Source organism: Hyphomonas sp. NPDC076881, from assembly GCF_050269995.1.
Lineage (GTDB): Bacteria > Pseudomonadota > Alphaproteobacteria > Caulobacterales > Hyphomonadaceae > Hyphomonas.
In genome coordinates, this window is record NZ_JBNNJJ010000010.1 from 169,647 (window position 1) to 190,380 (window position 20,734).

Sequence of the window (20,734 nt, forward strand, 5' to 3'; positions counted from 1 at the left end):
CAAGCAGATATGGCAAACCGGATCGGCCACCTGAAGGCCGGCGGCATATGAAACTTACCCGAAAAGACTTTCTCAAACTCGCCGCGTCCACATCGGCGGTTTCCATGGCCGGTTGCGCTACCGCCAGCGCTGTATCTTCCAATCGAACCCTTATCAGGGGCGCCGACATAATCTCGATGGTTGATCCTGATGCAGAGTATATGAATACCGATGTCCTGATCGAAAACGGCATCATCAAGGATATCGGAAAAGACCTCCCGGCAGATGGCGCCACTGTCGTCAACGCCGGGGGCATGATCCTCATGCCGGGCATGATCGATGGGCACCGCCATGTCTGGCAAACCTTGCTGAACGGAGCACTCCCGAAGATTTCACCGCGGTACGCCGAGTACGACCGCACCACAAACATGATCTACGCTCTGGCCTACGAACCGGAGGATATGTTTATCGCACAATTGATGGGCGGCCTCGCCTGCCTGGATTCTGGTGTCACCTCGGTGATCGACCAGATGCACGCCGCTAATGGTGATGCGATGGAACAGGCGGCCGCACGCGGACTGATTGCGTCGGGCGTGGCGGGTGTCTTCTGCTACCAGATGCGCAACGGCCCCTACTATACCGTCGGCGACACCTACACACGCGAGAAAGCCCTGGCGGACCGTAACCAGCCACCTGATGAGCGGCATTGGGCGACCGCCGAAAAAATCCGGGATCTTTATTTTAGCGGAAAGGAGAGGGTGCTGTCAGACGAATGCGAACCAGTCTCCGATATTCGCGCGCGAGCAGGTCTCAGGCGACAAGAAGTTCGCGCCACTCGCGAAGCGCGGCGTCTCGTCTGGCTTTGAAGTTAATGCGCGAGTATAGGTGCCTTTCGAGATTGAAATGATTGTGTACTGAGGAATGCGTGGACGCGAACTTCTGGAGACTTCGCATCCGCCTGAAACGCGACATCGCCCGCTCCCTTCGTCGGAGAGGAAGGTGTGAGTTCTCGGAACGATTATTGAGATGGCGCCCGGCTTCATGGCGATGTTCGTTGCCGATCGCTTTCAGAGCCGCACCGTAAGACCGAAGCTTGTCGGTGACGATAACCTCAGGGTTTCCATAGCGCTTCATCGCTTTTCTTAGGAATTTCAACGCTGCAGCCTTGTCCCTGCTCTTTGTGACGTATGCTTCGAGAACCTCGCCCTCATGGTCAACCGCGCGCCAGAGGTAGTGTGTCTCGCCACAGATCTTCACAAACATCTCGTCTAAATGCCAGCGCCACTGCGTTACCTGGCGCATAGACTCTGACCGCCGCTTCCGGATCGTTCGGGCAAAGTAGGTTCCAAACCGGTCTACCCACAACCTCACACTTTCGTGGCAAATATCGATCCCGCGCTCGTGCAGAAGGTCTTCGACATTGCGTAGCGACAGCGGAAATCGGACGTACATCATCACAGCAAGTTGGATGATCTCGGGAGACGTTTTGAAGTAGCGGAAGGGATTTTGAGCCATTTTCGGAGGCTAGCTCCGGATTCCGGCTCTTCAAGCCCCGTTCCGCTGACAATGCCCGCCCGCATCCTCAACCACACACCGCTCGGCTCACCGGTCACGCAGATCTATAACCGGTATGACTATGCGGCGGAGAAACGCGCCGCGCTCGAACTCTGGGCTGAAACCCTGCTGAAGATAAGCAGTGTGGCGCAGTCAAAATAGCAAATAAACTGAATGACATCTCAGCCTCGTCCGATGCGGCTAAAGATACACCCCCCACGGCTTTTTGCGGGGATGCGCTTTTCCAGCGCGATCACTAGAAACGTTGTACGATTCTGCAACGGCCTAATCGAGAAGCTTGTCTTTCAGGGCGCTCACATCTGTTTCATCTAAACCGTACACGGTCTTTACAAATAATTCGATGGTCCCGTGCTGTCCTTCCAGCTCGGAGAACGTTGCCCTTATATAGTCGGGATGGGACATGAGAAGCGGCTCAACCACCTCCTCAGCGAGCTCGCGCAACATACTTTGCCCGTGCAGCCCGGAGGGGGTCTTGTCGTCGAGGCCAAGCTCCTTTCGGTAATCCACGATCCGGGCCGACAGCGCGTAATCTTCGATGACGAGAGGCTCGGGGACACCCAACAGAGACAGGATGATGGCAGCCAGGACCCCGGTTCTGTCTTTTCCGGCGGCGCAATGAAACAGAAGCGGAAACTCTCCTTCAGCCAGGCATCGCAAGACTGATGCATAAGCCTCAGCATGATCGTAGGGCAGGCGCCTGTAAAGTTTTAGCATTAAATCGGTCACGGCTTCCGGCCGCAGGTCAGGGTCTGTAAACGTGGCGGCCATCGCATCCAGGTTGCCATTGTCGCCCGACTGGAAGCCGGCCTGCCTGACAGGGTTGCCGACCCAGACAGTGGGTAAGGCGTTGCGTTCCTCCGGGGTTCGCAAGTCAAACACGCCTTTCAGCTCCAATCTGTCGATTTTGCGATAGTCAGACTGCGTCAGCTTATTCAGCCCTGCAGAACGGAAAATCTGATATCTCCTAACGGATTTTCCGCAGACGGTAGGATATCCACCAAGATCACGGAAGTTCTGCGCTCCCTGCAGTTTCAGGACGCGGCTGGGAACACTTCCTGCGTAGGGTTTGAATGTACGTATCCACATATCCGCCTTCTATCCGATTTTATCGCATGCTTGGGCCCACCGGAATTCATTGCCGCGCCCCCGCCGACAGAGATCAGCGGATTGCTGACGCTGGTAGAGTTTGCGAAACAAGACCGCGACGTCGCGTTCTCATGAACTCATGATGCGCTGGGCCATGTCCCAGTAAAATGCAGTCATGGCCTTGTACTGGGCGGCAATATCTCCAGGGAGATATCTCGACATGGACCCCATGCAGATCAGAATTTCATAAGCGGCGTGCACCTTATAATAGCTCAGATCGCCGATCGGCTTTCCACCGACATCCGCATACATTGAAAGCCAGTCTGCTTCTGTGGGCGGAGCGACCGGCAGACTTGCCGCATGCGGCCGATGTGGATCCATTGAGACAATCTGAATTGCCAGATCGAGCTCCGCCGCGCCGACCGAACTCAGCTCCCAGTCAAGCATCGCAGAGACACGATTGTTATGCAGCAGATAATTGCCGAGATTGGGGTCTCCATGCATGAGCACAGGCTGTCTGATAACCGGCGCATTTGTCAGCAGCCACTCATGGATCGGAAGCAAGCGCTCATAATCATCGGGCCTGGCCCAGTCCCAAGTCTTGCGCCACCAGTTAATGAATTTCTCCGGCGGCGACCCGCCATGGGCCTCTTTCGAAAAATCCGCCAAGCCGTAAGCGGCGTAGTCGAGACTGTGCACGGCTGCGAGATTGCGAAGAATGTCGAGATAAATTTCACGGCGCTCAGGCTGAGTTGCTTCCACAAGTGGACCACTGGTGAACAATGAGGTTGGAATGGGGGCGCCGGGTGCACACTCCATAAGGAACCCCGATACGCCGAGCATTTCACCGGACGCGTCCAGACCGTAGACGCGGGGTACCTTCACAGGCGCGTTCTGAAGTTTTTCAAGCAGTTTATACTCTGTATCAAGGTCGTACTTGTAGAATATCCGATTGTCCGTCTGGGGATCATACCTCAAAACGAGCTGCTTCTGTTCGGCTCTACCCCGTTTCAGTATCTCGGCGGAAAAAACCAGAATTCCGGAAGATGAACCCGATTTCGCGGCGCCGCCCCCTAGTTCACCCAGCCGAATATCAGCGGAAAAAACGTCTTCCAGAAATCCCTTCAGCCGGGTGGCGTCAATTTTTGCGTAGTTTCCCTTTGCGGCCGCAACGCTTTGATCCAGCGTATTCGATAAATCATTCATAGCTTCCTCCTGAAAAACCGCCGTGTCTGCGAACGGCTTCTGCTTTTAGTTCGCTGGTTTGAGAATTCGATCTGAGATCGCTATCGGATCCACCCCGGATCAAAGCTGCGCTTTGTCAATCCGTCTTCACAATTTGCAAACAGCGTATGAGACACCGCCGCTTCGCCCTGACGCGGATTATCGATCATGTTGAAGTCGCAGACGCCGGCACGCCCGTTCCAGCGCGGGATCGACAGGGCTTCAATACCAGCCGGAGAGGAACCCGGACCTCCGTTGTTGAGGTGTGTGGACGTCACCACGCCATCAATGGTATCGACATCGATCCGCAGGGTTTCACCATTCTCCAGTTTCACGACAGACCACCCGCCGATGACAGAGTAGCCGTCACACAGCGTGGAGCTCACGGTATGGAAATCCCGGATGATCTGGCGCTCCCCCAGGAGCATGACCCAGCCGAACTTGTGCAGGTCACCGCCCTGATCGTGCATACTGATGAGAGAGTAAGACATGTCCGGCCCGACCGTACCCGCATGCCATCTTGCCGACCGAAACACGGCATGCGGCCGAGCGCCATATCCGTGGTCTCGATACGCAATGCCATTCTCGATATTGATCACACGGTCGCCAAACCGGATCCTGCCCTCGAGGCGGCCCGCACTTTCAGGATGACCAGAGGTTCCGACGGTTTCTTTCACAGAGCCTGAGACGGCCGACAGCTCCTTGCCGTGATTGGGTCCGCCGACGAAAGACCAGTCCTGAGACGGGAACCAGTCATAAACCCGGAGGTCAACGTCAGCATCCTTGTCCCATGCCTCGAAACGGCAATACTTCATGTCAGGAATGGAATACTTTGCGGTACCTGAACTGGCCGTGGTGTCTGTCCGGTCCCCGGGTTGAAGCTTGCGATCCAGCAGATGGCGGCGAAAGCGGGTCCCGTCCGGAAGGGCCATACCCCAGTGGGTCTGGGTCGTGCCCTGATTCACATAGGCGCCCGTTCTCAAGAAGCCGACGGCTCCGGATATGGGATCACGGAAGACAAGAACCCAGGACTCCTGCCAGTCGGGATGATCGCTCGGTGTATGCGGCAGATCTACTTCGGAATAGAGTGACATAGGTCCTCCCCTTGATTATATTATATCAGACTACGGATTTCTGTATCAGGCCGGCTTGAATCGGATTGGCAGCTTCTTGGGACCACTGATAAAATTCGACTGCGTCCACTTCGGAGGCCCCGCAAGTTCCATCGATCGGATACGCGGAAGCAGTTCCTCAAACAGTATCCGCATTTCAAGCCGCGCCAGATGCTGGCCCAGGCATACATGCGGGCCATAGCCAAACGACAGCTGCCGGTTAGGGGAACGTTCAATGCGGAAGTGATCCGGATCGTCGAACACGGCCTCATCCCGATTGGCCGACATGTAAGACAGCATTACCCAATCGCCCGCCCCGATCCTCTTGCCGCTGATCGTGTAATCAGACACCGCCGTACGCATGAAATGTTTCACCGGGGTCGTCCAGCGGATGGCTTCCTCCACGAGACCGGGAATGAGGGACGGATCGGACTTGACCGCCCGCAACTGATCGGGCGCCTCCGCCAGGGACCAGATACCCCCGGCAGTGGACGCAGACGTGGTGTCATGGCCCGCAGTGGCGACCAGGACGTAGTAGCTGTTGGCCTCATGTTTTGAGATCGGCTTTCCGTTGATCATCGCATTGGCAATGACCGATGCCACATCGTCCCGGGGTGCCTGCCTGCGAAGCTCTGTCAACTGATCGAAATAGGCATAGAAATCCCTGAGCACGGAATCGAACACTGTCAGGGCCGTGGCAGGATCTGCCATGGCTCCAGCATCCCTGCTCTTTTCGGGGTCACGCGCTCCAAACAATTGCTGGGTCAGCGCCAGCATCATCCCCTCATCCTTTTCCGGGACACCGAGGATCTCCATGATCACATGCAGGGGGTAGTGCAGCGCCACATCATCGACAAAGTCGCACGAACCCTCCCGCGCGAGCATTCTGTCAACCGCCTGGCGGGCTATTTCCCGAATGCGCCCTTCAAGTTTCCTCAGGCTGCCGGCAACAAACCAGGCCTGAGTCAGCATCCGGTAGGTCCGGTGTTCGCTGCCATCCATGTTCACGACAGACCGCGTCAGATGAGGCGAACCCTGTCTGGCTTCGATTGCCTCTCTCATGTCACGGGGAACAAGAACCGTGGAGCGGTCCTCGTTGCGGAATATGTCCGCCTGCCGTTCAATCTCAAGGATGTCCGCATGCCTTGTGATCAGCCAGAAAGGGTCAAATCCGGGTGCCTCCACTTTGCGCACAGGATCGTGCGACCTCGCCCATGCCAAAGCCTTATGGATCGGCTCGGGCTCAGCAAAGCTGCGCGGATCGGTAATCAGCCGAGACAGGCCGGACTCGGATTCAGCGGACAGAGAAGAATGGGTCATAACACCCTCAGGAAAGTACACACCAAAAGCGAACCAGGAGGAGGCGCCTGATCCCTGACGAGCGCTCAGCGCCCCTCAGGGATCCTGCATCCGCGCGGAGCTACTCGGCAGCCAGGACAAACGGGACCGAGAGTCTCCGGTCAATTTCAGGGCCACTGACCCCGATCATTTGTCCGGGGACAGCGCCGGTGCAGTTTGTACCATCCGTGAACGTAACCTCTCCATTGACGATGACAAACTCAATACCCTCGGGCTTGCAGACACGGCGCCACTCCCCTCCGGGAAGGTCATTCGCAATCTCATACTCAAGGCGCTTGTAACCCAGCTTGTCGAAATCATAGATCAGGATATCGGCCGCAGATCCTTCGACGAGCGTACCACGATTTGTCAGATTAAAGACCTTCGCCGGAAGGCCGCTCAGCTTGTAATGCATTTCCTCAAGGCTCATCTGCCCGCTCTCACGGACCATCCACATGATCATGTCAGTGGAAAAGTGCCCTCCCGACCAGAACTTGACGTGAGCGCCGCCGTCCGACGTGCCAGGAATCGTCCGGGGATGCCGGAGAACCTCAGCGACTTTCGCGGTATCCGCACTCAGGGCGTCCGGGAGCAGGAAATCGGAGGCCGCGTCGGTGTCTGCAACGATGTCCATGAAGAGATCGGTTACACTGTCCCGCCCCAGGGCCTGGGCGATCTCGTGAACGGTCTTGCCTTCAAACTGTGCCCATGGCTCCACGCCGTATGCCTTGTTGAGCTTATAAGTCTCCAGCGGTCCCCCTGCAGCGGCAAGATGGACCGGGTCATAGGCTTCACGCAGCCGGCGGCGGAAATCGGGATCCTTTGCCTTTGCCACTTTCGCGGCCTGGTCACCGGCAAAGGTGAACTCCCGGAACACCGGCATGATATTCCAGATATCCCAGTCCATGGGTTTGAATTCGTTCCAGCCGCGCATCGTCAGCGTCATGGAATAGACTTCAAGACCCTCCGCCGCTGCCCGGTCGAGCATCTCGAGCATTTCTTCATGATACGTCGGGATGTAGTCATTCACGAGCGTCACATTATGGATGACGGGACGACCTGAACGGCGGGCCACTTCGAGCCCGACTTCGGTGAACCGGGCGCCAGGCGAATCCACGAGCGCCTGAACAACACCCTCCCCCCGTTCCCGGAGAACATCGGCCAGGGCGTACAGGTCCTCCAGATGCATGATATCGGTCGGCATCGGTTGACCGTCACAGTCGATGTGGGTGTTATTGTTGCCCTGGTAGGAAAAACCAAAGCCAATCGCCCCCATGTCCATGGCCTTGTGGAGCTCGGCCTTCATGATATCTCGCTCTTCAGCCGTGGCCGGACGCGATTTGGCGGCCTCGAGCCCCATTACATAGATAAGCAGGGGATTGAGCGGCACCATGTTGAGCACGTTCACGCCCAGCGGCGTGCGCTTGAGATGCTCGAGCCATTCGGGATAGGTGATCCAGTCCCACTCCAGCGCCGCCTTGAGGGATTTGTAAGGAACCTGCTCAGTCGTCTCCATCTGCTGCATGTACCTGTCCCGGTGCTCGGGACGACAGGGCGCAAGACCAAATCCGCAATTGCCGACGGCAATCGTGGTCGTACCATGCCAGCCGGAGTTCGTGACATAGGGATCCCAGTGCAGCTGGGCATCATAGTGCGTATGCGTATCGATAACGCCTGCCGCAACAATCTTTCCGGACGCATCAATTGTGCGCGTCCCCTCCCCTTCAACCGCCGGTCCGATTGCGGCGATACGCCCCCCGGAAATGGCGATGTCCCCGATGAATGCCGGCCGGCCTGACCCGTCGACAATTTTGCCACCCCGGATCACTGTATCAAATTTTGCCACTTTAGCCTCCCGAGAGAAGAGTGAATTGCGTTTTGCTTTACTTTAACAGCCTATAGATTTGCATTATGCTTTTTTCCTAACTCTTGTCAAATGTTTGCGAACTTTTATCTGGTGTAAATTTAGCAGACTCACCTTCAAAAATATCGCCCGCTGGACAGACGCGGTTGTCACCGAGGAAAAAAATACTCCCGGCGAAGCTTCCTCCGCCGGGAGAGTTGGCTGGCGCGGCGAAGCGCTTACCAGGAGGAATAAATCAGCGCGCCGAACCCAGCTTCATGGAGAGCCGTACCCCATAAGTGCGCGGCGCTGAAAACTGGCCGACCACACTTGCTGTTGTGCTGGCTGCGACGAGACTGTGCGCGTAAATCTCATCTGTGATGTTTTCGACAAACAGCTGGGCCTCAAACCTGTCGTCCGCCGGACGCCAGACTACTCTGGCATTCGACACCCAGTAGGCGTCCTGTACGGTTCCCGACTGCCCAGGCGCTGTTCCATTGAAGACGTCATGGAACACATCACTGGTGTAAGATGCTTCACCCCGGAACAGCAGATCGCCCCGTTGACCGAGCTCCGCCATATACTGGGCCCCGAAATTCAGCTTCCACTCAGGCGCTCTGATAAGCTGGTTGCCGCCGATATTGAGCGTTGCAGATTCCGTTGGATCCAACAGCAGCTGATCATCATACTCGGAGTGGATCCATGACCCGGAACCATCCACCTGCAATCCCTCAATCATATCAGGCTGCAACACATACTCAACCTCGACACCATAAAGGGTGGCAGCCGCAGCATTTTTGATGGTCGAACTGTTGTTCACATAGGTGGTGAACTGAATATCCGAGAAGTCATAATAGAATGCTGCAGCATTAAAAAGCGCCTGATTGTTGGCGAATACCGACTTGAAGCCAGCCTCATACGACCAGAGAAACTCCGGATCAAACGTGGCTGTACATTCGGCCGGATTGAACCCTCCGGCCTTGTAGCCGCGGGACACCTTGCCATAAACCATGCTGTCCGAACCGAGATCGAAATCCAGCCCGCCCGTTCCCGTGACTTCCCCCCAGCTCTTGCTGGTGTCTGTTTCACAAAGAGCGGCTGCCGGAATAAAGTTTGAGTGAAGCTGACGGAAGGCGGATTTTTCATCCTCCGTGTATCTGACGCCAGCTGAAGCCCTGAGACGTTCGGACAGATGATATGTACCATTGACGTACACAGCGGTCGATTTCGTTTTCTGGTCGGCACCGAACGAGAGCGTACCGATTGGCGAAATTCCCGGACTGTAGAGCGTCGTGCCGAGCACCGGATCAGCGATCAGTTGCAGCAGGTTCGGGATGAACGGCTGGGAGAGGTCGAACACCGGTGGCGCTGACGGGTTCGTCAAGCTTCCGGCCAACGCGACCTGATTGCCAATCGCCGGCGCAAAAAGGTCGGCTTTCAAGACCGCTTTGTCGTCAAAATAGAAGCCTCCGAGAACATAATCGAGTTTGCCGGCGAGCGCTTCGCCAGACAGCGTAAGTTCCTGACTAAACTGTTTGGACGACTGAAAGATCGGGCCCTCATACAGGATGGCTGCAGACGACCCGTCATTGTCTATTCGGATGTTGCCCTCAGATTCCCTGTAAGCGGTTATTGATTTGAGCGTGGCATTCCCAAGGTCATATTCGAGCGTACCACTTAGGCCATTTATATCGAAAACCTGCTTTGACGGAAAATCATTCCAGAAGTCCAGACTTTCCCGAGGATTGCTGGCAAACTGCCCCGGAGGCGTAAGACCATAGTAATCAGCAATGCTCCCATTACCCAAAAGCGCAAGATCGTCCGCCGAAAGCAGCCCTGGAATACCCGCAAGGACGGGCGCGGGGAGTGAGAAAATCCCCAGAGGCGTTTGCGGCGTCACCCCAGATGCAAGAGGGATGGTATCAACAAACTGCTGCACACTTGACGTAGTCTGTCGTGTTTTGTCTGCACGCAGAATAAATCTCAGATCTGGCGTAAGATCAAAGAGAAGACTTGCCTGCGCGCTGAAAAGATCGTTGCCGTCATAGTCACGGCCATCATAGAGATTGTGGCGATACCCATCCCGGCGTTCATGCTTGACCGTCAGCCGCCCCGCCACCTTCTCCCCCACAAGGGCGCCAGTGATACCGCCTTCAGCGACCCGACGCCCGTAATTGCCTGCAGTCACGGCAAGGTTGCTTCCGAAATCATATTCCGGGAGCCGCGTAATATAGTTGATGGCGCCCCCCGTGGAGTTCCGGCCGTAGAGCGTCCCCTGAGGCCCGCGCAGCACCTCGATCCGCTCAAGGTCGAAACTCGGGACCGCCTGGGTAAAAAGCTGCCCCACATAGACGCCGTCCTGGAAACTTGCCACGGTCGGCTCGCCAGCGGTGACGGTCAGATCCGAGCCGATGCCGCGCAGAGAAAGTTGGGTGTAGCCTGTGAGTTGCGCGAACACCAGCGAGGGTACGCTGAACTGCAATTGCTGCGGACCCTCGATCTGTTTAAGCTCGAGGGCTTCAGTATCAAACGCACTCACCGCCAGCGGAGCACTCTGGAGAACCTCCTCTTTTTTCTGTGCGGTGACAACGATACTGCCAAGCCGCCTTTCGCTGCCCGCCTCCGGACCGGCTGCATCCGCCTCGATTTCACTGCCCCCCGGCTGAGCGCTATCCTGGGCGGCAGCCACCTGGCCGGAGAGTAGGAGCGCCGTAAGGCATACTCCCAAAGAAAGCCTGTTACCGATTGACGACATAAGTTCCTCCCTCGTCGCGCGTTCTTATTGTAAGCATTCCTGTGTCGGGCGCCGCCGCAGAGGGCCCGCCGGATTCTTGCGGACAGAAGTCGTCCGCACCTATTCGAGCGTGACACCCAGGGCCCGGGCCTGCGCCCGGCAGAGTTCAGGTCCGCGCCTGAGCACAGGCTCATATGCACTCAGCACTTCAGACGGAAAATGCTTCATCGCCAGGACGTTGATCACTGCCATCCGGTAACCCGCGAACAGCTCGAAGTACTCCATATGCCGCAATGTATAGCCTGATGACCGCTCATACTCCGCGCGCATCTCCTCATAGGTGAGCACACCCTCCGGCCACGGAACACCATCCTGAAGAATCGAATCTCCGATCTTCAGATATGCCAGATCGCACTCCCGGGGGCCCAGAAAACTCATTTCCCAGTCGAGAACTGCCGAGAGTTCAGTGCCGACATAAAGATAATTGCCGAAATTGGCATCGCCATGGCACAGAACCTCCTCCATACCGTCCGGCTCATTCTCAATAAGCCACTGGCGTACCGGCGCGAGCTGCCGGATATATTCCGTGTTCCCGCTCCAGACCAGAGCGTCCCAGTACCAGTTCGTTTCGCGCTCGACAGGGCGTGCACCCTTTGCACGCCCGCGCATCCAGTCCAGCCCGAGGGATTTCCAGTCCAGCGCATGGATATCCGCAAGGGCACGGACATACCCCCGGCTCATCGCGCGCCTCCCTTCCGGAGGCGCGTCATGCAGGATACCGGACGCCATCCAAGCCATCGGTGTACTGACACCCGCCGCGCGCTCCATGACATATCCGGGCCTGCCAAGATAAGTCCCTTCAGAATCCAGCCAGAGTTGCTTTGGCACCGGAACAGCACTCTCACCAAGGGCCCGCTGCAGCCTAAACTGTTCGGTCACATCATAATGATGAAACAGCCCCCTCTCCGGGAGGAAGCGCAAAACCAGTCGGCGGTCCTCATGCCCAATTTCGGACTGATATCTTGCGCGAAACAGCATCGTTCCATTGGAGCCTCCGGCGGCTTCCGCCACGGGCCGCACATCGTCTACGGCTATGACCGCACTCACATCTGACTGAGCGGCAAGAAACGCTTCGAGCCGCCTTTGCCACTCGTCGGGCGTAACACCCTCAAACCGGGCCTTGCGGGAAATTTCCACAATCCCTTTGCTGATGTCCGCAGCATCCATGCGCATCGCCTCCCTGTTCTTCGCCAGTTACCGGCGCTTGTTTGCGTTATTAAAGTTAGATTACACATTACGCAATGGGCGCTAACCTGTTTTTGCTATTTAATTCGCAATCCGGCCTATAAAGCAATATTTTCAGCATTATCCGATCTCGAAAAACTAGACTTCACCGGGGGTTCGCGCGCCATTCAAGCCGGCCCGGACTGGTGTGACGTTTGGGCGCCGCCTACAGTTGACGTTCGCAAAATTGCGATGATGGACACCGCCATGGAAACTAGTCTAAGTAAAACAGGGAAAACGCGACCAATATACACTCGCGCCTCGCTAGACGGGATACATCCATGATTGCTGACGAGCTGGACCTGCAGATCATCGACCTCCTAACCGGCAACGCTCAGCTTACGAACAAGGAGATCGCCGATCGCGTCGGGAGCACCGAGATTACGGTCGCCAACCGGATCCGCGACATGGAGGCGCGCAATGTTCTCAGAGTGGTTGCACAACGGGATGTTAAGACGCTGGGCCTCGAGCTGATTGCCCTCCTGGACATTTATGTGAGCCAGCGGTCACCTGAGGATGTCGCTGAGGACCTTTCACTGATAGAGGAGGCTGCGTCCGTGTCGGTCCTGCTGTCAGACCCCGATATCTTTCTGCAGCTGAACGTCCGGGATCACCAGCATCTGCTTGAGGTCATCGAGACCAAGGTCGCGGCTGTAAAAGGCATCTCACACTGGGCCGCCAATTTGTCACTCGAAGTGGTAAAGCTTGACCTGAGATACGGATCACTTGGAGCCAGAAATTGAAGAATGACAGCCTTGAGGAAAAGATCCTCAATATCCTGACCGTCGACGCCCGCATCAGCAATCGGGAAGTCGGCCGGTTGCTGAATGTCTCTGACGTAACGATCGGCAAGCGGCTTAAAGCGATGCAGCGCTCCGGCGCCATCCGCATCACGGCGCTCGTCAATCCGCAGGCATTGGGCCTCAACTGCGCCGCCTTTGTGCGACTGAAGACAGCGCCGGAGATGGCCCGCAAGATTGCGATGTCCGCCGCGGCCTTGAAGGAAGTGCCGTTCGTCTCCCTCACCGGGGGGCCCCACAATGTTGTGACTCTCGCGGTCGTCGAAGATCGACAGGCGCTGGCTGATCTGGTCCACCAGCACTTCAGGCGCTGGAAGGGCATCTATTCTCTCGAAACCCATGAACTCATATCTTCCCCCAAGCACCGGCTCGACGTGGTCAGGATTGTGGATCACGACCAGAAGAGACCGGCCCCCTGACTCGAACCGGCAGCGCAGGACCTGCCCCGGTATCTAGTCGCGATATATCACGCATTGGGACAGCCCCTGCTCGATCACCCCAAAGGTGAGGTCAGCCTGATCGGGTATGTATGCGCCGCGACCGGGATTGATGCAGAATTCCAGGTCCAGGAATCCCACCTTTCCGTTATAGAGAAAGGTCGAGATATGATCCTGACTGACACTCTGCGCCTCAGGAACCGGCGTCAGAAATCCCTGAACCGAATTGCTCTCTATCCGGATTTCTTCACCGGTCTCCAGTGTCAGAATACCTGTTGATCCAAGCGGCGTCAGCCCGTCCCTGTCCATGCGCATGATCACTCGCAGATCCCGTACGTCATGATCGACACCGTTCCGCGCCACGAAACCGGCCACCATGCTGGGCCCGCCTTTCAGGTCCAGAAAGAAGCTCGCGAAACTCAGTTCCGGGCCGACCGTTCCCGAGAACATCCGGTAGCGGTGCAGGCTTGCCCGGCTGTTGTCGCGCAAGCCCCACGACCGGTCCCTGTGGCAGAGGCCGTCAATCGTGTATGTCTCACTCCCGATGCGGATCCTGCCCCGGATGCGACCCGAACATTCGAGGTGCCCGTCGGAATTGATATTGCTCATGAACTCGTCGGAGTGGCCCGTTTTTGACCAGTTCCTCGGTTCGTGAAAGGGCTCGTAGAATTCAAGGTCTGCGTCAGATTCTGACTCCTGCCAGGTAAAGCGCATTCTGCCATCGCCCAGCGCTTCGGCAGTATGCCCCCCAACCACCTGCTTGGCGTCCTGGCGGCTGTCTTGGCCCAGGGCGACTTCTGTTCTCGGACCGGCACTCAGTACAAATCTCTGCCCCTCTTCCCTGAAGATAAACAAAGTAACCTGCCCCTTTCCTGTCGCAGGTTTCTGACCGATGCGATGAAATCCGCCGATCCTCTGCGCCCTGTCATAGAACCAGTAGCAGTCACTTTCCTGCCAAAGTACGTCACCGGATGGTGTGTGCGGCTTATCCCAGCTGAGATCATATTTCATCTGACGCTCCTCGTGTGGTCGCTCCAACCCTTCCAGCCTAGACCATAATAACTTTGCGCGTCCATCACCTATTTTTATGTTCGCATTATTATTTTTTATTTGATTTTTTCTCTATATTGCGATCTTTGCGAACGGGCCACGAAAATGTCAAATGAGGCGATGCCCTGAGGTCATACGTTCTGGGTCGCGATGCAGGAAAAGTCAGAGGCCGCCGGCCTTCGGCGAAGACGGCGTAACCTCCCGCACCGGAGTTATGCTCTGTACAGTGAGTTAAACGTTGCCTGAGTGAATCATCGCCTTCCTCACGTTCAAAATCTTCGGAGCCTGATTCATGAGCCCCACCAACCAAAACCCCGGCATTTCCTATGTCATCCGCCAACGAATAGAAGCCTCCGGAAAAAGATTCTTCGCAAATGACAATATTTCAGAATTCATCCGGGAGGGTGAACTCGATGGGCTGGTAGACGAGGTTGCGCGGAAATTGCGGGACGTTCTGGTCAGCCTCGTGATCGATGTCGATAAAGATCATAATACGGCACAGACTGCCGGGCGCGTCGCCAGAATGTACGTTCAGGAAGTATTTCGAGGCAGATACGCCCCCCGCCCCTCCGTGACCGAGTTTCCCAACGCAGAGGCGCTCAATGAACTCATGATCGTCGGACCGATTACGGTCCGGAGCGCCTGCAGCCACCACCTCTGCCCGATCATGGGTCGTGTCTGGATCGGTATATTGCCCAATTCAGGATCAAACCTGTTCGGACTTTCCAAATACGCCCGGATCGCTGACTGGATCATGGCGCGACCGCAGATACAGGAAGAAGCTATTGTCCGGCTGGCCGATACGCTGAGCGATGCGATCGCACCCGATGGCATCGCCGTCGTTATGCAAGCAGATCATTTCTGCATGCACTGGCGCGGCGTGAAAGATGACCGGACCCATATGACCAACAGCGTGATGCGCGGCGCCTTTCTGAACGATGCCACATTGCGGCGGGAATTCCTGTCCCTGATCAGACTCGAGGGCCCATGACGGGAGGAGGAGTTTCAATGGCAGGCATGCTGACGGGCGTTCGTATCATCGACATGACCAGCGTGGTGTTCGGGCCCTATGCCACCCAGATGCTGGCCGGGCTCGGCGCCGATGTCATCAAGGTGGAAGCGCCCCACGGAGACCAGTTCCGCTATTCCGGGAAACCTGCCCGGTCCCGCGGCATGAGCCCCGGGTTCATGGCGCTCAACAGCGGGAAACGCTCGATTGTCCTGGACCTCAAGGCGGAGGCGGATCGCGCCGTCATGGGGGAGCTTATCCGGACAGCAGATATTTTCATCCACAACGTCCGCCTGAAGGCGATTGAAGCCCTCGGCTTTGCACCTGGTCAGCTGAAGGCCCTTAATCCGGCACTCATCTATATCCATTGTACCGGCTTCGGATCGGGCGGCCCCTATGACGGGCTGCAGGCCTATGATGACGTCATCCAGGCGGCGTCCGGGGCGACAACACTGGCGGGGCGGGTCGACGGATCCGGCATACCCCGCTACATCCCGTCCCTGATTGCCGACAAGGTGGCGGGGCTCTACGGCGCGCAGGCGGCGCTCGCCGCCTGTGTGCACAAGCTGCGCACCGGCGAGGGACAGTTCGTCGAAGTCCCGATGTTTGAAGCCTTCACCCATTTCATGATGGCAGAGCATCTGGGCGGGCTGACATTTGATCCCCCGAACGCACCGGAGGGCTATTTCCGCCAGCTCGATCCCGACCGGCAGCCCTTTCCCACACAGGACGGACATATCAGCATTGTGCCGTATACTGCCGACTCCTGGCCGACCGTCTTTGAGGTGGCTGAAGATGCCGGCTTCCTGCGCCAGTCCGGCATCGACAGCCCGAAGCAGCAGCTCCTCCAGCAACACCTGCTCTATCGCCGGCTTGCGGAACTGACCCCGCGCCGCACGACGGCGGACTGGGTGAAGAGATTTACGCGGGCACGCATACCCTGCATGCCGGTGAGGGATCTGGCAGATATGCTGGAGGATCCGCACCTGAAGGAAACCGGCTTCTTTGAGCGCCGGGACCATCCGACAGAAGGCGCCTGGTACCAGATGGCGCCCCCGGTCCGGTATGGTTGCGGTTTCAGGCCCCCGCAGATTTCACCGCCTCTGACGGGTGAGCATTCCGCAGAGATCCGGGACAGTCTCACCTTTCTCTCAGAAAAAACCATACCCTCCGAGGAAACCCCATGACAGTCTTCGACCGTGACTACCGCATGAGCATCAACGGAAAGCTGGCCAGCTCGACGACCATGATCGATGTGATCAATCCCGCCACGGGCGAGGCCTTCGCCGCCGCGCCGAACTGCAGCGCGGCGCAACTGGATGAAGCGGTCCATGCCGCCCGCGCGGCCTTCAGAAGCTGGAAGCGGGTTCCGATCAATGAGCGCGCGGCCCTTCTGGACAGGGCGGGCGATGTCATCCTTCAACACCTGGACGAACTCACCCGTCTCTTCACCCGGGAACAGGGCCGTCCCACTGAAGGAGCGCGTGGGGAGATTGCGCTGGCCGGAAACTGGCTGAAGATCCTCTCGAAAGTCCGCCCGCCGGTCCACGTCTCGGAAGACAGCGATCAGCAGTTCATCGAGACCCGCTATGTGCCCCTCGGCGTCGTCTGCGCCATTGCGCCCTGGAACTTCCCGGTCAACCTGGCCATCTGGAAAATCGCCCCCGCCCTACTGGCCGGCAACACGATGGTCCTGAAGCCCTCGCCCTTTACACCGCTCTGTATGCTGAAGATTGGTGAACTGCTTCTGGACGTGTTTCCCCCGGGTGTCCTCAACATCATCTCCGGGGATGACAGTCTCGGCCCGCAAATGACCGCCCATCCGGGCTTCGCCAAGATCTCCTTCACTGGCTCTACCGCCACCGGCAAGAAAGTCATGGAGAGCGCCGCAAAGGATCTCAAACGCGTGACGCTGGAACTTGGCGGGAATGACGCAGCGATCGTCCTGCCGGATGTCGACGTCGACGCGGTTGCCGAAAAGATATTCTTCGGCGCCTTCTTCAACACCGCGCAGATCTGCGTCGCCACCAAACGGCTCTATGTGCACGAGGACATCTACGACCGGCTGCGCGACCGGCTCGCGGCAATCGCCGGCGCAGTTAAAGTCGGCGACGGCGCCGAGCAGGGCACCGTGCTGGGACCCATCCAGAACGCGCGTCAGTATACACGCGTCCTGGAGCTTCTCGAGGATGCCCGCCAGAACAACCTCACCCTGATTGAAGGAGCAGACGTCCCCGGCAATGGCGGCTACTTCGTTCCCGTCACCCTTGTGGACAATCCTCCGGAATCGGCTCGCGTCGTGCAGGAAGAAGCCTTCGGGCCAATCCTCCCCCTGCTGAAGTTTTCAGACATCGACGACGTGATCGCGCGCGCCAATGACAGCGAGTATGGCCTCGCCGGCGCCATCTGGACCGGCGATCCGGAGCGCGGCCTCGAAATCGCCCGCCAGCTTGAAACGGGCACGGTCTGGATCAACCAGAACCTCAACCTGCGCCCTGATACGCCCTTCGCCGGGCACAAGCAGAGCGGGTTCGGCGTCGAGAACGGCATGGAAGGCCTGCTCGAATTCATGGTGCCGCAGGCTGTCTATCTCGCCCGCTGACCCACAATCGACCCGCTTGCGTCAATCATAAGTAAAGGAACATCGCGATGACGCCTGCCTCGCCGCTCCGCCCTGCCCTCACTGCGGATCTCTCCGGAAAGACCATACTCCTCACCGGCGCCTCGCGGGGCTTCGGGCGGTCCTTTGCCCGGCTGCTCGCTTCAATGGGGGCGGAGGTCATCGCCGCTGCCCGTAGCGCGGACGCCCTGGATGGCCTGGTGACTGAAATCGCCCGGGAAGGCGGCAGGGCGCGCGCCCTGTCCATGGACGTCAGCAATTCTGGCAGCATCGAAGCCGCGTTCGCGCATATTCCGAAAGTGGACGTCCTTGTGAACAATGCCGGCATCGGCGGGACGGCGCGGGCGTTGAAGACCAGCCCCGATCAATGGCGTGAGGTCTACGCCACCAATGTGGACGGCGCATTTGCGGTCGCCTGCGCGGCGGCCAACCGAATGATAGAGACCGGCACCGGCGGCTCCATCATCAATATCGCCTCCATCACCGGCATAAGGCCCGGGGTGGCTGTTCCGGCCTATTCGTCCTCGAAATCTGCCGTGATCGGAATGACCCGCGCCCTTGCGGGGGAATGGGCCCGCTATGGTATCCGCGTCAATGCCATCGCGCCGGGCTATTTCGCGACGGACCTGTCGGGCGAGTTTCTTGAGAGCGACTACGGCAAAGCGATGCAGGGGCGTATTCCCATGCGCCGGTTTGGCGAACTACACGAACTTGCCGGCCCTCTCCTCCTCCTGGCATCAGATGCCTCCTCTTTCATGTCCGGCGCGGTGATCGAAGTCGATGGCGGACACCTCTGCGCGCCCCTCTGATCGCGCGCGGCATATCCAGTCCTGGGCGGATTGGTCTGCCCCAGGAAAACTGGTCCGGTATTTGATTTAGAGTTGGCTTCGATGAACTTGACCCCATTCCTGGACCATCTGACCCGAGAAAATCCCGGCTGATTGCTCAGGGTGGGCTGCCTGATCCTGAGCTCATCATCAATGCTGCCGGCACTTCATAGCCAATCGCGCTGTGCGGCCGATGGTTATTGTACTCGACCCGCCATGACTCGCATTTTCGGCGTGCGTCGGCAAGGTTCATGAACCAATGCGCATTCAGGCATTCGGCTCTGAACTTGCCATTCAGGCTTTCAATGAACGCATTGTCGGTCGGCTTTCCGGGCCGTGAGAAGTCCAGTTCCACATTCTTCGCATAAGCCCATAGGTCCAGATCTTTCGAGACAAACTCCGGTCCCTGGTCGACCCTGATGGACTTCGGGTAGCCAAGCCTGGAGCAGACCCTTTCGAGTGTTTCGACCACATCCGCCCCGGTATAGCTGCCCCTGACATCTATCGCAGGAACAAACCGGGTGTACGCATCGATGATGTTCAGGATCCGGATCTTGCGGCCGTCATAGAGCTGGTCGTGCACAAAATCCATGGCCCAGACATCATTGCGCCGGGCAGGATCTGTTCGACCTTCTCGAAGCTTCGCCTTCACCTTCCGCTTCGGCGTTTTGTTCCGCAACTGCAGGCCTTCCTCGCGATACAGCCGGTAAACCCGTTTGGTATTCACTTCCCAGCCTTCTCGTCGGAGCAGCACGTGAATACGCCTGTAACCATAGCGCACGCGCGTTTCTGCAATCTCTCTGATCCGCTGTCTCAGATTGGCCTGCGACGAACTGCGGGACACATAGTGATAGGTTGATCGACCCGCCCGCAGAACCTCGCAAGCGCGCCGTATGCTGACCTTCCAGATCACCCTGAGATCGTCCACCAGCTCTCGACGTCGCGCAGGCTTCAGAGCTTTCGGCGAATGACGTCCTGGAGCATTTCCTTGTCCAGGGACAAATCGGCGACGATCCGTTTCAGCCGGGAGTTTTCTTCTTCCAGCTGCTTCAGGCGCTTCATCTCTGACGGCATCAGGCCACCATACAGCTTCTTCCATCGGTAGAAGGTTTGCTGTGAGATCCCGACCTTCCGGCAAACCTCCTCAACCTTCGTGCCTTCCTCCGCCTGGCGCAGAATGAACGCGATCTGCGCGTCCGTAAATTTTGACTTCCTCATCTGTCATCCTCGCTCCGCAGCCCATCATGCTAAACGAGAATTTTCCCAAATCGAATGGTCCAGTTTTACGGAAGCAGGTCATCGATACGGAGCTGAGAATGAGCAAGAAAGCCAAGCCTTAAGAGATCATAGCGAAGTTGCGGTAAGTGGAGCTCCGGTTGAGCCGGGGCGAGACGACCGGATAGGCTGCGCGTGCGATTGGTGTGACGGAGCAGACCTACTACCGGTGGCGCAAGGAGTATGGCGGCCTTCAGGTAGATCAGGCGAAACAGATGGAAGACATTGAGACTGAGAACCGGCGGCTTCGCAAGGCGGTCTCTGATCTCACCCTGGATAACCAGATCCTGAAGGAGGTCCTTTCGGGAAAGTACTGAGCTCTTCCCGCAAACGCGAAGCGGTCGATCATGTGGTGGAGGAGCTTGGCGCGTCAGAGCGCCGGGCCTGCCATGTGGTCGGCCAACACCGTGCCACCCAGCGCAGGGTGCCGACGCCCCGCGCCGACGAGGCCGCTCTTACCGACCCTATAGTTGCTCTTGCCGAGCGGTTTGGCCGGTATGATCAGCGTACCCCATCGATGAGATTTGTAGGTACTATTTAT

The 20,734-nt window shown here is 57.6% G+C and carries 18 protein-coding genes and 1 pseudogene; 9 read left to right on the top strand and 10 right to left on the bottom strand.

What is annotated here, in order from left to right:
* Positions 1–47: 47 nt before the first annotated feature.
* The gene (locus tag ACQKI2_RS12790) at positions 48–845 is read left to right on the top strand and encodes a hypothetical protein (RefSeq protein ID WP_427380050.1); all 798 of its coding nucleotides are present in this window, start codon (positions 48–50) and stop codon (positions 843–845) included.
* Here ACQKI2_RS12790 and ACQKI2_RS12795 read toward each other — a convergent pair.
* Positions 790–1,494 (bottom strand): IS6 family transposase, encoded by a 705-nt coding sequence (locus tag ACQKI2_RS12795; protein WP_427380051.1) that lies wholly within the window; start codon positions 1,492–1,494, stop codon positions 790–792. The two genes, ACQKI2_RS12790 and ACQKI2_RS12795, sit on opposite strands and share 56 nt — an antisense overlap.
* Before the next feature lie 51 nt (positions 1,495–1,545).
* On the opposite strand from ACQKI2_RS12795, the gene ACQKI2_RS12800 reads away from it, so the two are divergent.
* Positions 1,546–1,695, top strand: a complete 150-nt coding sequence (locus ACQKI2_RS12800) for a hypothetical protein (RefSeq protein ID WP_427380052.1) — start codon at positions 1,546–1,548, stop codon at positions 1,693–1,695.
* 123 nt (positions 1,696–1,818) lie between these two features.
* Here the strand turns inward: ACQKI2_RS12800 and ACQKI2_RS12805 are convergent, their stop codons facing one another.
* From ACQKI2_RS12805 to ACQKI2_RS12835, 7 genes are all read right to left on the bottom strand, one after another.
* Positions 1,819–2,640 (bottom strand): tyrosine-protein phosphatase, encoded by an 822-nt coding sequence (locus ACQKI2_RS12805; RefSeq protein WP_427380053.1) that lies wholly within the window; start codon positions 2,638–2,640, stop codon positions 1,819–1,821.
* 129 nt (positions 2,641–2,769) lie between these two features.
* Positions 2,770–3,846: a phosphotransferase family protein gene (locus tag ACQKI2_RS12810; protein WP_291052003.1), complete on the bottom strand. Its 1,077-nt coding sequence runs from the start codon at positions 3,844–3,846 to the stop codon at positions 2,770–2,772.
* Positions 3,847–3,926: 80 nt separating this feature from the next.
* A complete protein-coding gene (locus ACQKI2_RS12815; protein ID WP_427380054.1) occupies positions 3,927–4,958 on the bottom strand; it encodes a DUF7064 domain-containing protein in 1,032 nt (343 codons plus the stop codon).
* Positions 4,959–5,003: 45 nt separating this feature from the next.
* The gene (locus ACQKI2_RS12820) at positions 5,004–6,296 is read right to left on the bottom strand and encodes a cytochrome P450 (protein WP_427380055.1); all 1,293 of its coding nucleotides are present in this window, start codon (positions 6,294–6,296) and stop codon (positions 5,004–5,006) included.
* Between the two features lie 100 nt (positions 6,297–6,396).
* A complete protein-coding gene (locus ACQKI2_RS12825) occupies positions 6,397–8,160 on the bottom strand; it encodes an N-acyl-D-amino-acid deacylase family protein (RefSeq protein ID WP_427380056.1) in 1,764 nt (587 codons plus the stop codon).
* A 253-nt stretch (positions 8,161–8,413) separates the two neighbouring features.
* Complete coding sequence (locus tag ACQKI2_RS12830) at positions 8,414–10,912, bottom strand: TonB-dependent receptor (RefSeq protein ID WP_427380057.1); 2,499 nt, start codon at positions 10,910–10,912, stop codon at positions 8,414–8,416.
* Positions 10,913–11,011: 99 nt separating this feature from the next.
* Positions 11,012–12,118: a phosphotransferase family protein gene (locus tag ACQKI2_RS12835; protein ID WP_427380058.1), complete on the bottom strand. Its 1,107-nt coding sequence runs from the start codon at positions 12,116–12,118 to the stop codon at positions 11,012–11,014.
* A 338-nt stretch (positions 12,119–12,456) separates the two neighbouring features.
* Between ACQKI2_RS12835 and ACQKI2_RS12840 the strand changes: the two genes are divergently transcribed.
* Both ACQKI2_RS12840 and ACQKI2_RS12845 read left to right on the top strand, forming a co-directional pair.
* On the top strand, positions 12,457–12,918 hold the full coding sequence (locus ACQKI2_RS12840) for an Lrp/AsnC family transcriptional regulator (RefSeq protein ID WP_427380059.1): 462 nt from the start codon (positions 12,457–12,459) through the stop codon (positions 12,916–12,918).
* Complete coding sequence (locus ACQKI2_RS12845; protein ID WP_427380060.1) at positions 12,915–13,394, top strand: Lrp/AsnC family transcriptional regulator; 480 nt, start codon at positions 12,915–12,917, stop codon at positions 13,392–13,394. The genes ACQKI2_RS12840 and ACQKI2_RS12845 overlap by 4 nt, the downstream gene beginning before the upstream one ends.
* A gap of 33 nt (positions 13,395–13,427) precedes the next feature.
* Here ACQKI2_RS12845 and ACQKI2_RS12850 read toward each other — a convergent pair whose 3' ends face one another.
* Positions 13,428–14,423, bottom strand: coding sequence for a DUF7064 domain-containing protein (locus tag ACQKI2_RS12850; RefSeq protein ID WP_427380061.1), 996 nt, complete (start codon positions 14,421–14,423; stop codon positions 13,428–13,430).
* A 331-nt stretch (positions 14,424–14,754) separates the two neighbouring features.
* Here ACQKI2_RS12850 and folE point away from each other — a divergent pair, with 331 nt between their 5' ends.
* Genes folE through ACQKI2_RS12870 form a run of 4 tightly spaced genes read left to right on the top strand, consistent with a single transcriptional unit; the run spans position 14,755 to position 18,900 of the window.
* On the top strand, positions 14,755–15,453 hold the full coding sequence (folE, locus tag ACQKI2_RS12855) for a GTP cyclohydrolase I (protein WP_427380062.1): 699 nt from the start codon (positions 14,755–14,757) through the stop codon (positions 15,451–15,453).
* A 17-nt stretch (positions 15,454–15,470) separates the two neighbouring features.
* Positions 15,471–16,658: a CaiB/BaiF CoA transferase family protein gene (locus tag ACQKI2_RS12860; protein ID WP_427380063.1), complete on the top strand. Its 1,188-nt coding sequence runs from the start codon at positions 15,471–15,473 to the stop codon at positions 16,656–16,658.
* Positions 16,655–18,073, top strand: coding sequence for an aldehyde dehydrogenase family protein (locus ACQKI2_RS12865; RefSeq protein ID WP_427380064.1), 1,419 nt, complete (start codon positions 16,655–16,657; stop codon positions 18,071–18,073). The genes ACQKI2_RS12860 and ACQKI2_RS12865 overlap by 4 nt, the downstream gene beginning before the upstream one ends.
* 47 nt (positions 18,074–18,120) lie before the next feature.
* A complete protein-coding gene (locus ACQKI2_RS12870; protein WP_427380065.1) occupies positions 18,121–18,900 on the top strand; it encodes an SDR family NAD(P)-dependent oxidoreductase in 780 nt (259 codons plus the stop codon).
* 136 nt (positions 18,901–19,036) lie between these two features.
* Here the strand turns inward: ACQKI2_RS12870 and ACQKI2_RS12875 are convergent.
* Positions 19,037–20,136 (bottom strand): IS3 family transposase gene (locus ACQKI2_RS12875; protein WP_427380066.1). Its coding sequence is split into 2 segments (ribosomal slippage): positions 19,037–19,875 and positions 19,875–20,136, totalling 1,101 coding nucleotides; the frame shifts between segments, so codons are not numbered across the junction.
* A 146-nt stretch (positions 20,137–20,282) separates the two neighbouring features.
* On the opposite strand from ACQKI2_RS12875, the pseudogene ACQKI2_RS12880 reads away from it, so the two are divergent.
* Positions 20,283–20,701: pseudogene (locus ACQKI2_RS12880) on the top strand (transposase); the annotation flags it as partial.
* Between the last annotated feature and the right edge of the window lie 33 nt (positions 20,702–20,734).

Bases quoted from the DNA above. Each gene is read 5' to 3' on its own strand.
- ACQKI2_RS12790 (WP_427380050.1), top strand. From the start codon at position 48: ATGAAACTTACCCGAAAAGACTTTCTCAAACTCGCCGCGTCCACATCG.
- ACQKI2_RS12795 (WP_427380051.1), bottom strand. From the start codon at position 1,494: ATGGCTCAAAATCCCTTCCGCTACTTCAAAACGTCTCCCGAGATCATC.
- ACQKI2_RS12800 (WP_427380052.1), top strand. From the start codon at position 1,546: ATGCCCGCCCGCATCCTCAACCACACACCGCTCGGCTCACCGGTCACG.
- ACQKI2_RS12805 (WP_427380053.1), bottom strand. From the start codon at position 2,640: ATGTGGATACGTACATTCAAACCCTACGCAGGAAGTGTTCCCAGCCGC.
- ACQKI2_RS12810 (WP_291052003.1), bottom strand. From the start codon at position 3,846: ATGAATGATTTATCGAATACGCTGGATCAAAGCGTTGCGGCCGCAAAG.
- ACQKI2_RS12815 (WP_427380054.1), bottom strand. From the start codon at position 4,958: ATGTCACTCTATTCCGAAGTAGATCTGCCGCATACACCGAGCGATCAT.
- ACQKI2_RS12820 (WP_427380055.1), bottom strand. From the start codon at position 6,296: ATGACCCATTCTTCTCTGTCCGCTGAATCCGAGTCCGGCCTGTCTCGG.
- ACQKI2_RS12830 (WP_427380057.1), bottom strand. From the start codon at position 10,912: ATGTCGTCAATCGGTAACAGGCTTTCTTTGGGAGTATGCCTTACGGCG.
- ACQKI2_RS12835 (WP_427380058.1), bottom strand. From the start codon at position 12,118: ATGGATGCTGCGGACATCAGCAAAGGGATTGTGGAAATTTCCCGCAAG.
- ACQKI2_RS12840 (WP_427380059.1), top strand. From the start codon at position 12,457: ATGATTGCTGACGAGCTGGACCTGCAGATCATCGACCTCCTAACCGGC.
- ACQKI2_RS12850 (WP_427380061.1), bottom strand. From the start codon at position 14,423: ATGAAATATGATCTCAGCTGGGATAAGCCGCACACACCATCCGGTGAC.
- folE (WP_427380062.1), top strand. From the start codon at position 14,755: ATGAGCCCCACCAACCAAAACCCCGGCATTTCCTATGTCATCCGCCAA.
- ACQKI2_RS12860 (WP_427380063.1), top strand. From the start codon at position 15,471: ATGGCAGGCATGCTGACGGGCGTTCGTATCATCGACATGACCAGCGTG.
- ACQKI2_RS12865 (WP_427380064.1), top strand. From the start codon at position 16,655: ATGACAGTCTTCGACCGTGACTACCGCATGAGCATCAACGGAAAGCTG.
- ACQKI2_RS12870 (WP_427380065.1), top strand. From the start codon at position 18,121: ATGACGCCTGCCTCGCCGCTCCGCCCTGCCCTCACTGCGGATCTCTCC.